We start from the raw sequence: 11,509 nt of genomic DNA, 5'->3' as shown, positions 1-11,509 counted from the left end.
ATTGACAGAACTTATCGAATACAGGAGTCTATCGAGTACACTTAGAAAACGCGTCTTGTATGACGGCTTTTAAGCATTGACTCAGACAAAGCTTGTAGACTCTGTCAGAACCTCAAGGTAGAAAACTCTCGTGAAGATCTTAGTAACCGGTGGTGCCGGGTTCATTGGCTCGGCAGTTGTACGTCACATCATCTCGAACACTGATGACTCGGTCATCAACGTCGACAAGCTGACCTATGCCGGCAACCTGGAGTCGCTCCAGTCGGTCGACCAAGACACGCGCTATGCATTCGAGCGCGTCGATATCTGCGACCGCGGCGAACTCGACCGGGTGTTCCGCGAGCACCAGCCTGACGCTGTGATGCACCTGGCCGCAGAATCCCACGTCGACCGCTCGATCAGCGGCCCGTCCGAATTCATCCAGACCAACATCATCGGCACATACAACCTGCTGGAAGCAGCGCGTGGGTACTGGAATTCCTTGGATGAAACGCGCAAGGCGGCATTCCGGTTCCACCACATTTCCACTGACGAAGTGTACGGAGACCTTGAAGGCCCGGAAGACTTGTTCACCGAGACCACACCGTACCAGCCAAGCTCGCCCTACTCAGCCAGCAAGGCCAGTTCCGACCATTTGGTCCGCGCCTGGGCCCGTACCTACGGCCTGCCGACCTTGGTTACCAATTGCTCGAACAACTATGGCCCGTACCACTTCCCCGAGAAGTTGATCCCGCTGGTCATCCTCAACGCACTGGAAGGCAAGCCGCTGCCTATCTACGGCAAAGGCGACCAGATCCGTGACTGGCTGTACGTCGAAGACCACGCCCGGGCGCTGTACAAGGTAGTTACCGAAGGTGAAGTAGGCCAGACCTACAACATCGGCGGCCATAACGAGAAGCAGAACATCGAAGTGGTGCGTACCGTTTGTGCACTGCTTGACGAACTGCGCCCTGAGTCGGCATTCCGCCCGCACGTCGAACTGCTGACCTACGTGCAAGACCGCCCGGGCCATGACCTGCGGTATGCCATCGACGCCAGCAAGATCCAGCGTGAACTGGGCTGGGTGCCTGAAGAAACCTTCGAGTCGGGCATCCGCAAGACGGTGCAGTGGTACTTGGACAACCCAGAGTGGGTCGCTCACGTAAAAAGCGGCAGCTACCAGCAATGGATCGACACAAATTACAACGCACGTGCGGGTAAGGCATGACGATTCTGCTGCTGGGTAAAAACGGCCAGGTCGGCTGGGAACTGCAGCGGGCGCTCAGCGTGTTGGGCGAAGTGGTAGCCCTCGATCGACATCGGGCGTCTACCCCCTACGGTGAATTGGCAGGCGATTTGTCGGATCTTGAAGGCTTGCGCGCCACCATCCGCAGTGTGGCACCCCAGGTAATCGTCAATGCAGCCGCTTACACGGCCGTCGATAAAGCCGAAAGCGAGCGCGAGCTTGCTCACACGGTCAACGCCTTGGCGAGCCAGGTAATGGCAGAAGAGGCCAAGCGTCTCGACGCCTGGCTGGTGCACTACTCCACCGACTACGTCTTCGACGGCAGTGGCTCGGCCCCTTGGAAGGAAACCGACCCTGTTGCGCCGGTCAACTACTACGGTGCAACCAAGCTCGAAGGCGAACAGTTGATCCAGGCATCAGGCTGCAAGCACCTCATCTTCCGTGCAAGCTGGGTGTACGCCGCCCGCGGCAACAACTTCGCTAAAACCATGCTCCGCCTTGCGAAGGACCGGGCAACCCTCAACGTGATCGCTGATCAGGTTGGCGTACCGACCGGTGCAGACTTGCTGGCCGACGTTGCGGTAGCCGCATTACAGCAAGCACTGCACAAGCCCGAACTGGCTGGCATCTACCACCTGGCACCAGCCGGCGAGACAACCTGGCACGCTTATGCCTGCGATGTGATCGCATTTGCCCGCGACCAAGGTGAAACGCTTGCCGTTGAAGCAATCAACCCGATTGCTACAACCGAGTACCCCACTCCGGCGAAGCGCCCGTTGAACTCTCGGCTGTCGACTGCGAAACTTCGGAACTCTTTCTCTCTGCACTTGCCGGATTGGCAAAGTGGTGTCACCCGTATGCTTATGGAAGCTCTTAACAAATGAACACGACCAATCGTAAAGGGATCATTCTGGCTGGTGGTTCTGGGACGCGTCTGCATCCAGCGACGCTGTCCGTTTCCAAGCAACTCTTACCCGTTTATGACAAGCCGATGATCTACTACCCGCTGAGCACGCTGCTGCTTGCGGGTATTCGCGACATCCTCATCATATCGACCCCCCAAGATACCCCGCGCTTCGAACAGCTGCTGGGTAGCGGCAGTCAGTGGGGCATCAATCTTTCGTACGCTGTGCAGCCAAGCCCGGACGGTTTGGCGCAAGCCTTCACCATTGGCGCGGATTTCATCGGTAACAACCCATCAGCACTGGTGCTTGGCGACAATATTTTCTACGGCCACGACTTCCAATCGCTGCTGCTAAGTGCCGGCGAGCGTGAAAGGGGGGCATCGGTTTTCGCGTATCACGTTCAAGACCCAGAGCGTTATGGGGTTGCCGAGTTCGATGACAGCGGACGTGTGCTTTCGCTTGAAGAAAAACCCAAGGTGCCGAAGTCGAGCTACGCGGTCACCGGCTTGTACTTCTATGACAAACAGGTCGTCGATCTGGCACGCGGGCTTAAACCGTCGGCGCGTGGAGAACTAGAGATCACCGATCTCAACAATCTCTATCTGCAACAAGGTCAACTGCAGGTCGAGATCATGGGACGCGGCTATGCATGGCTCGATACCGGCACTCACGACAGCCTGCTCGATGCCAGCCAGTACATTGCAACCATGGAGCGCCGCCAAGGGCTGAAGGTCGCCTGCCCTGAGGAGATTTGCTACCGGGCCGGCTGGATCAACGCCGAACAACTCGAACGCCTTGCTCAGCCATTGCTCAAAAACGGTTATGGTCAATACCTTAAAAACTTGCTTAAAGAAAAGGTCTTCTGATGCACGCTATTCCTTTGGCCATCCCGGATGTCTTTCTGTTCACTCCCAAGGTCTTCGGTGACGAGCGTGGCTTTTTCTTCGAAAGCTTCAACGCCAATGTCTTCAAGGAAGTCACCGGCCTGCAACCAGACTTCGTTCAGGACAACCACTCCCGCTCTGTGAAAGGCGTGCTACGCGGCCTTCACTACCAGCTGCCGCCACATGCCCAAGGCAAATTGGTGCGTGTAGTACAAGGTGAAGTGTTCGACGTGGCGGTGGATATCCGCCGCTCCTCCCCTACTTTTGGCCAGTGGGTTGGTGCGGTGCTTTCCGCCGAGAACAAGAACCAGCTGTGGATTCCGCCAGGCTTTGCCCACGGCTTCGTGACTTTGAGCGATACAGCCGAGTTTCTCTACAAAACGACCGATTTCTACTCACCTAGCAGCGAGCGCTGCCTTGCTTGGAATGATCCAGAAATCGGTATCGAGTGGCCAATCGACTTTGTGCCTAGCCTATCTGGAAAAGACCAACTTGGTTTGGCATTAAGCGACTCGGACTTATTCGATTGATAAAAGGCTGGGGGCTCTACGGACTTCGTAGAGCCTCTGCGCCTGTGTGATAAGCGCTTGAGCTAAGTCGCTATCAAAAGCACTGAATTCATTCAGCAGGCGTCTTTCCTGAAGACATGATCAATCGAAAATTTCAACAATCCCTACCACGCCACCCTGAGTATTCGTAACCGCGAGTGCTCTAATTTTATTTTCGCGCATGTATAGCTCCGCCTCGGACAACTGCGCATCTTCCATTATGGTATGCGGTTTAGCGGTCATGAATTGCGCAACTTTTTCCCGAACAATCCGTTCGTTCTCAAGCAGTGCACGGCGGAGGTCGCCATCCGTCACGATACCAACCAACCGCTGCTCTTCCATCACAATCGCAAGGCCTAGCCTGCTTTGCGTCATTGCCAGCAGACAATCATGAAAACTCGTTTCCCGCCCCACAATTGGGGCTGGAGAGTGCATAACATCTTTTACGCGAGTTAGCAATTTACGACCGAGGCTGCCGCCCGGGTGGTAACGAGCAAAATCCATAGGCTTGAACTGGATAGCTTCAATCAACGCAACAGCAAGTGCGTCGCCCATGGCCATGGTCGCTAGCGTGGAGGTGGTAGGCGCCAAGTTGTTCGGACACACCTCGCGCTCCACGGAAATATCCAGCCAAATATCCGAATGTTTGGCAAGTGTGGAATTTCCATTGCCAGTTATTGAAATTAATTTATTACCAAATGACTTTAGGCTGGGGATCAGCTTGATTAGCTCTTCGGTCTCACCGCTGTAGCTAATGAGTATCAGCACATCGACTGGCTTCAGCATACCTAGGTCGCCGTGGAACGCCTCAGCCGGGTGAAGAAAAAAACTGGGCGTGCCTGTCGAAGCAAAAGTAGCGACCATTTTTTGGCCGATAAGCCCTGACTTACCCATCCCGCATACAACGGCTCTACCCTTGCAAGAGAGCAGCAGTTCGACGGCGCGTTGAAAACTTTCATTCAGTCGCTCAGCTAATGTCTCTACAGCTTTAGCTTGTGCAAGCAGTGCTTCTTTAGCAATGGAGAGGTGATTCATATTCTTCCATGAAGGATAGGGTTGATCCGAAGTGACAATGGTAAGGTTTTCTCCTCGCGATGCAAAGCGCTGGCGTTTGAACATTGCTTATCAGAACGCTGTCTGGATCAGTGAACACCAGAACTACTCTCACAGGGCGGGGGCTTGGTGTACCATGCAAAACTCAATGGGCGAGGTCCTGATTCTTGCCCCCAGATTGACAGCCTCCCGCTGGCAGTGACAGCATTCTTTTTTGCCCGCCTGTGATTCCGCAAATGCATGCTTCCTTGCCCCCAGCCGTTCGACTTTATACTCTGGATACCTTAAGAGGTATCGCCGCGCTTTGTGTCGTGTTCTGGCATTGGCAACATTTCTTCTACGTCGGCGACAGCCCGGCGGGCTTCGAGGGCACACGCCAGCCTTTTTTCGCGGCACTGACACCGCTTTATCAATATGGCGGCCTGGCCGTGCAGCTATTTTTCTCGATCTCGGGGTTTGTGTTCTTCTGGCTGTTCGCCCAGGGCATCGCGACGGGTAAAGTGTCGCTGCGCAGTTTCGCTGTGGATCGCTTCAGCCGGCTCTACCCGCTGCATTTGCTTACGTTTGCCGGGGTGGCGGCGCTTCAGTGGGCCTATTGGGCTAGCCACGCCAGCTATTTTGTCTACCCCTTCAACGACAGCTATCACGCCCTGCTCAACTTGCTGCTTGCGCCAGCATGGGGCTTGGAGAAGGGCTGGTCGTTCAATGCGCCGATCTGGTCGGTCTCGGTAGAAGTACTGCTATATGCGTCATTCTTCGCCATCTGCCTGGCGGGCCGTTGGCGCTGGTTGCTGGCCGCTGCGGCCTGTACTTTGGGCCTGCTGCTCTACCCCGGCAGCTACAAGATTGGTAGTGGTTTATTGTGCTTCTATATCGGTGGCATCGCCTACGCTATGCTTTGGCAATTGCGGCGTTGGGCCGGTAGCGGCGTCGCACTGTTGGTGTGTACCAGCGTGGCACTGGGAGCTTGGGCGTTGCTACTGCTCGCCAAATCGGTGAACACTTACCTAGTCATGTGCCTCTGCTTGCCTGCCACCTTGGCCATGCTGGCCGCCGCTGGCCTGCACTGGCCAGGATTGTTGCGCAGCACTGGGTGGGTGGGTGATATCAGCTATGCGTCCTATCTACTGCATTTCCCGCTGCAAATAGCCTTTGCCCTTACGTTCGACAGTCTGGGTTACTCCCGCGAAATTTTCTATCAGCCGTGGATGATGCTGCTGTTCTTCGCTTTGCTGATACCCATGAGCCTGGCCTGCCACCGGTGGTTCGAGCGGCCCGCTCAACGCTATTTGCGCGCCAGCCGGTTGTCAGGCACTGGACAATCGGGCATGCGCGCACCCGCCTGAGGCCGCGCCTGGCACCTATAACGCTTTCTCTCATTCGAGCCTGGAACCTAGTATGTCGACAACCTTGACGCCTGAAGCACCGATCCTGATCACGGGCGGTGCCGGTTTTATCGGCTCTCACCTGACCGATGAACTGCTTGCCAAAGGGTATGCAGTACGAGTGCTGGACAACCTGTCCACGGGCAAGCGCAGCAACCTGCCGCTGTCACACCCTAACCTGCAACTGATCGAAGGCGACGTGGCCGACGCCGCGCTGGTGGCCCACGCCGTAAAAGGCTGTGCGGGTGTCGTACACCTGGCGGCGGTCGCTTCAGTGCAGGCTTCTGTTGACGACCCGGTCCGTACTCATCAGAGCAACTTCATTGGCACCTTGAATGTGTGTGAAGCAATGCGCCTTTGCGGTGTGAAACGGGTGGTGTTCGCCTCCAGTGCCGCAGTGTATGGCAACAATGGTGAAGGGGCCTCCATCGATGAAGACACGCCCAAAGCGCCGTTGACGCCTTATGCCTCCGACAAGCTGGCCAGCGAGTACTACATGGACTTTTACCGCCGCGAGCACGGGCTGCTCCCTGTGGTATTCCGCTTCTTCAATATCTATGGCCCACGCCAGGACCCGTCCTCGCCTTACTCGGGCGTCATCAGCATTTTCGCCGAGCGCGCACAAAAAGGCCTGCCGATTACGGTATTCGGGGACGGCGAGCAGACCCGTGACTTCTTCTTCGTCAGCGATCTTGTGAAGCTGCTGGTACAAGGGCTGGAGTCGGGGCCGGTGGCCGAAGGGGCCATCAATGTCGGCTTGAACCAGGCGACTTCTTTGAATCATATCCTGGCAGCATTGGCGCAGGTCCTGGGCAAGCTGCCAGAGGTCAGCTATCAGCCAGCACGCGCAGGCGACATTCGCCATTCAAGGGCCAATAATCAGCGTTTGCTCAGTGGGTTCGAAATGCCTCGGGCTACCGCCATCGAGGTGGGGCTGGCGCAACTGCTCAAAGGCTAGGCGGGGCCAGCGGAACGTGCCTGTTGGCACGTTCCGCATGGGGTCAGGCTTGGGTTGGGGCAGTTTGTGCCTCAGGATCCCTCGCGTACTCCAAGAGGTATTCCAAGCTTAACGCTACCTGCGCGCCGCCGCGCGCCAGCAAGGCTGACTCCGTGTTGCGCGCAACCAGCAGATGGCGCTCATCCACCACAACCTGTTTGCCCAAGGCGCGGTAAGCTTCGATGAGCTTCATCGCGGCGTCCGGGTCTTGGGCTGTTGGCCCCGCCACCCACAGTACATCTGCTTGCTCTGGCGCAATCCAGTTCGAGGGAATGCAGCAGGGCTGGCTGGCAGGCTGCGGCCGGTTGGCAGGAACCGGGCACAGCGCCTTGAGAACGCTCTGGAAGGTTTCAGCCGATGGAGCGCCATGGCATGCGATCAGTTGTGGGGCCTCGCTACGTTCGGCGCCAGGGCCGGCCAGCAAGGCTTCGATACGGTCGATCTGCAGCTCGAAGGCATAGGCCTGGATGCGCTCACGACCCGCCTTGCCATGGGCTTCCAACACCGCCGGCTCTTCGATGTAACGGAGCAAGCAGCGCGCCAGCGCTTGAGCGTCGCCGTGGTCGAACAACTGACCGGTGACGCCTTCATCCACCAGCTCGGGTATGCCGCCTATCCGTGAACCCACCACCGCCAGGCCACAGGACATCGCCTCGGTAATGGTCACAGGTTGGTTTTCCGGGCACACCGATGGCAGCACGAACACATGCGCCTGGGCGAAGCGCTCGGCGATACGCGCATTGGGCAGTCTGCCCCAGAACTTGGCAGAAACCTTCGGCGCATTGTTGCGCAGTTCGGCTTTGTAGGTTTCAAGCATATGGCCGTCACCGACCATGTCGACATGCACCCGCTCTGGCGGCAGCAATGCCAGCGCCTTGAGCAAGGTAGGTACGCCTTTATGGCCACCCATGTAGCCGGTGAACAGCACATTCAGGCGCGGCCCGGGCGGTGGCGGTGAGGTGTGGCTGAACCGCTCGAGTTCGATACCGTTGGCGATAACATTCATACGCGCGGCAGGCAGGCCGTTGGCGATGTAGGTGTCGGCCAGGTAACGGCTGGGTGAAATGAAATGATCAACAGCATCCAATTGCCAGCGCAGGTAATCCTGACGCATCCGTTGCGGCAGCAGCAGGTCACCGTTGTAGATGTGCGAATGACATTTGTGGCATTGGGTGCTGTCTTGGCACAAGGTGTCCTGGGTGGTGATGCGCGTGCTGTTCATGCAGAACCCCCAGTGGTCGTGCAAGGTCAGCGCAATGCGGATCCCATGCTCACGCGCCAACTGCAGGATGCCCAAGGACAACCCGGCCATGTGGTGCGCGTGGATCACATCGGGGCGCCATTGAGCGATCAGGCGCAGAAAGATACGTTCGACGCCGGGGTGCGCGACGTTGTTGCCGGTTGGGGCAAAGTCCAGATAGGTCAACGACACCCGGGTAACCGGCATGCCGTCGAAAACCTCCTGCTCCACTGGGTAGCCAGGCAGCCCACGGCTGTTGTCCCCTGCCAGCACGCGCACCTCATGGCCACGCGCAGCCAGCGCGCGGGCCTGGTGGTGAGCGATGATTTCTGCACCGCCGATCACATGGGGCGGGAAGAAATTGGATATGACAAGAACCTTCATTGAACAAACCCTGGCGCCGCAGGCGGGTAAGTATGGACATCGTAACCTGGTAGTTCAGTAGCAGGCTCTTCGGTCAGGCCCAGCGCTGTTAGCGTTGCGGCTGGGGCGCCCTGTTCAACCAGCAGCAGGCCTTCGACACGGCCATTGATCAGTGAACGCAACGCATCGATTGACGCTGGGTCAGCTGCCTGTGCTGCCGACAGCACGATGAGGTCGACGGCGATTTCGTTATCACGCAGCTCTGCCTGGAGGACAGGCACTGCAACACCTACCGGCGCATCGATGCGGCTGAGGTTGGCGTGGCGGCTCACCTCACCAGTCAGCTCACCCTCCGCGATTTGCCAGGCACGCGTGGCTTCGTGGCCTATCAGGTCACGCAACCAAGGCGCGTGCTCCCCCAACAAAAGTGCGCACTGAGCCGGGCGTTCCGCCAGCAGACAAGCCAACGCAAGTTGGCCAGGCTCATCTACCAGCGCCACTTCGGGGTCGATAAGCAGGTGCTGCCACTGCCGCGGCAAGGGTTTGCCAGCATGGCAAGTGGTGTGGCTGGCCAACTGCCGCAACAAGGCACGGGCATAGCTGCGCCACGTCAGGATAGGACGAGCAACCGCTTCAGCAGCCAGTTGCAGATAGCCTTGTGGGTCACTCGCCAGTGCGTGGATTTGCGCAGCCAGTGCATCGGGGTTGGTCATGTCCACTGTGCGGCAGCCACCTTCGGCTGCCAGCTCCGCCATCACGCCGCCGGCATGGCACACGCAAGGACGGGCATGCCAGAGCGACTCGACAATAGGCATGCCATAGCCTTCTACCAACGAGGCGTAAACGCTGACGTGGGCCTTGGCGTAGTAGTCATTGAGGGTGGCGTCGTCTACCACACCATGCCAGGCAATGCGCGGGTCGGCCGCACTGGCCGCGCGCACGGCCTCAACGATGTAGTCAGCACCGGCGTAGCGATTGCCGATGAGGTCCAGCTGCCAGTCGAGGTCCGGATAATCACGGGCCAATCGGGCAACGGCTTCAAGTAGCACTTTATGGTTCTTGCGCGGTTCCAGGGTAGATACACAGAGGATACGCAGCGGCTCGCCCGCACGCGGCACCGAGGCCGGGGTGGTGGCGCGCGGGGAAGCAGTCAGCTCACCCGGGATCCAGCAGGTTTTCACCTGCGCGTGAGGCGTGATGCCTTCACGCGCCCAGAATGCCTGCAACTGGGTGCCCGCATCGGGGGAAATCGGCAGCACGCGGTCGGTTTCGGCCAAGCCTCGCATGTAGGCTGCGTGGTTGTCCCGGATGATGGTATCGGCAACCCACTCAGGATGGGTGACCGGGATGGCATCATAGAATATCGCCGCAACGTTCAGCCCCGCCTGGCGGGCAGCGGCGCGGCGCGCCGGGCCTTGGCGTTCGAAGACGATTTCACTTTGCAGCAGCCAGCCACCGCGCAAGGTGCGAGCGCCAAGACTGGCCAAGGTCTGCCGGCGGTGAGCAGGCGAGCGCGGCAGCTCGTAGTGTTCTGGATAGGGCTTGGGCCCGCCATACAACGCCAGATTGTTGTATTCACCTTCGGTGGGCAGCACGTACTCGCGCAGCGTCTCGTCCCAGGTCACGAACAGAGGTTCGCCAAAATCCTGCAGCTTGCGCGTCAAGCTGCGCACTACCCTGGCTACGCCGGTATTGGCGGTATCGCGCAGGCAGGCACTGGTGTCGATCACCAACCGGGGGGCAGGCAGGTCCCGGATCGGGCTCAACGTGCCGAGCAGGTCCTCGTAGGCCTTGATCGTACGTTGCCAAGTGAACGTCTGCTGGAAGGTGTCCAGGTGGCTTTCCCATTCGGGCCCTGCCAACGCTTCACCGGCCAGCACCTGCAGGGCCTTTTCGGCCATTTCCTGCTCGTCGACGCACAGTTGACGGGGGTCGGCGACCACTTCAGGGTGCGCACCGATGTTCAGCACCAGCACTGGCTTGCGAAGCTGTTGCATCTCGGCCAGGGGCAAGTTGAACCCTTCCAGCGCGACACGCTAAGCCCCAACTGAGCGCTGGCCATCAACGCGGACAACTCGGCATCGCTGGGGTGGCCCAACGGCAGGATATGCTCAACCAGGTCTGCCGGCAGTTTCAGTTCGTCTGCGGTGGCCAAGACGCAGAAGCGCGCCTTGGGATGCTCAGCGATGATCTTCCGGGCGATGGGGTAAAGCCCTTCGCTGTTTTTATAATTGCCCGTTTCCCAGCGACCAAGGTTGATGATCACAGGGCCTTCAACCGCTTCGTCTGCGGTTTCAACACGCGCAACCTGGTGCCCCTGCTGCCAGAGGCTCTGGTTGACACCACCGGTCAGGTGATCTGCGCCCAGGTGAATCATGGCAATTTCCACATCCGGGCCGGCGTCGGGCAGGCTTTGGGTGCGGGACACGAAATGGCTGATCGGCGTGACCACCCGTGCTTCGGGCAGGTATTCGCGACGTTGGGCACGCAGCCGCTCTTGTACCAAGCGGGCCGGGCCAGTCATATCTTCATAAGGAACACCACCGCAATCGAGCGCCACCGTTGGCACGCCCCATTGGCGCAATACCGCGATGGATGCATAGAACGGCCAGCCGCCAATCAGGGCTACGGTCCCCGTCACGTCTCGCCCTGCGGGTGCGAACAGTTGGCGATTGTCGCGCATCCACTGGGCAGTTACTTGGTCGAGCTCTGTATACGGGCCCAGATGCTCAGGCGGCGTGTGGATGTCGTCGGTGATGCGGCGCAGCACGTCATGGTTGGCGCGCTGGGCCACGAAGGTAATGTGCCAGCCTGCGGCCTTGAGCCCTTGAGCCAGCAACAGCAATACACGGTCGACGCCGAACCGGAACAGCAGGCGCTCGTTACAAATAATCAGATGCATGGGAGCA

10 protein-coding genes are annotated in these 11,509 nt (G+C 58.7%); 6 read left to right on the top strand and 4 right to left on the bottom strand.

The features are described 5' to 3' along the window. The first annotated feature begins 130 nt into the window (after nucleotides 1–130). From rfbB to rfbC, 4 genes are read left to right on the top strand one after another with little or no spacing between them, the layout of a single operon-like run. Nucleotides 131–1,207 carry a dTDP-glucose 4,6-dehydratase gene (gene rfbB, locus JNA92_RS00875; RefSeq protein ID WP_241802922.1) on the top strand — a complete coding sequence of 359 codons (1,077 nt, stop codon included), beginning with the start codon at nucleotides 131–133 and terminating at the stop codon, nucleotides 1,205–1,207. Further along, nucleotides 1,204–2,109: a dTDP-4-dehydrorhamnose reductase gene (rfbD, locus tag JNA92_RS00870; protein ID WP_241802921.1), complete on the top strand. Its 906-nt coding sequence runs from the start codon at nucleotides 1,204–1,206 to the stop codon at nucleotides 2,107–2,109. The genes rfbB and rfbD overlap by 4 nt, the downstream gene beginning before the upstream one ends. Then, nucleotides 2,106–2,996, top strand: coding sequence for a glucose-1-phosphate thymidylyltransferase RfbA (gene rfbA, locus JNA92_RS00865; protein ID WP_241802920.1), 891 nt, complete (start codon nucleotides 2,106–2,108; stop codon nucleotides 2,994–2,996). The genes rfbD and rfbA overlap by 4 nt, the downstream gene beginning before the upstream one ends. Further along, entirely contained in the window at nucleotides 2,996–3,544 is a 549-nt protein-coding gene (gene rfbC / locus JNA92_RS00860) for a dTDP-4-dehydrorhamnose 3,5-epimerase (RefSeq protein ID WP_012313306.1), read from the top strand. Before rfbA ends, rfbC begins: the two co-directional genes overlap by 1 nt. Before the next feature lie 120 nt (nucleotides 3,545–3,664). On the opposite strand, the gene JNA92_RS00855 is transcribed toward rfbC, so the two are convergent. Next, the gene (locus JNA92_RS00855; protein ID WP_241803391.1) at nucleotides 3,665–4,597 is read right to left on the bottom strand and encodes a KpsF/GutQ family sugar-phosphate isomerase; all 933 of its coding nucleotides are present in this window, start codon (nucleotides 4,595–4,597) and stop codon (nucleotides 3,665–3,667) included. Nucleotides 4,598–4,851: 254 nt separating this feature from the next. Between JNA92_RS00855 and JNA92_RS00850 the strand changes: the two genes are divergently transcribed. Beyond that, nucleotides 4,852–5,961: an acyltransferase family protein gene (locus tag JNA92_RS00850; RefSeq protein WP_241803390.1), complete on the top strand. Its 1,110-nt coding sequence runs from the start codon at nucleotides 4,852–4,854 to the stop codon at nucleotides 5,959–5,961. 52 nt (nucleotides 5,962–6,013) lie between these two features. After that, complete coding sequence (locus tag JNA92_RS00845) at nucleotides 6,014–6,958, top strand: NAD-dependent epimerase/dehydratase family protein (protein WP_241802919.1); 945 nt, start codon at nucleotides 6,014–6,016, stop codon at nucleotides 6,956–6,958. 43 nt (nucleotides 6,959–7,001) lie between these two features. Here the strand turns inward: JNA92_RS00845 and JNA92_RS00840 are convergent, their stop codons facing one another. The 3 genes from JNA92_RS00840 to JNA92_RS00830 are packed head-to-tail and all read right to left on the bottom strand — an operon-like array spanning nucleotide 7,002 to nucleotide 11,502. Next, nucleotides 7,002–8,621, bottom strand: coding sequence for a glycosyltransferase family 4 protein (locus JNA92_RS00840; RefSeq protein ID WP_012313302.1), 1,620 nt, complete (start codon nucleotides 8,619–8,621; stop codon nucleotides 7,002–7,004). Beyond that, the gene (locus JNA92_RS00835) at nucleotides 8,618–10,612 is read right to left on the bottom strand and encodes a glycosyltransferase (RefSeq protein WP_241802918.1); all 1,995 of its coding nucleotides are present in this window, start codon (nucleotides 10,610–10,612) and stop codon (nucleotides 8,618–8,620) included. The genes JNA92_RS00840 and JNA92_RS00835 overlap by 4 nt, the downstream gene beginning before the upstream one ends. Then, nucleotides 10,564–11,502, bottom strand: a complete 939-nt coding sequence (locus JNA92_RS00830; RefSeq protein ID WP_241802917.1) for a hypothetical protein — start codon at nucleotides 11,500–11,502, stop codon at nucleotides 10,564–10,566. Before JNA92_RS00830 ends, JNA92_RS00835 begins: the two co-directional genes overlap by 49 nt. Nucleotides 11,503–11,509 lie beyond the last annotated feature (7 nt).

This window comes from Pseudomonas putida, from assembly GCF_022627325.1.
GTDB lineage: Bacteria > Pseudomonadota > Gammaproteobacteria > Pseudomonadales > Pseudomonadaceae > Aquipseudomonas > Aquipseudomonas putida_X.
The sequence above is the reverse complement of the archived record's forward strand: the minus strand, read 5'-3'. Positions and strand labels throughout refer to the sequence as shown.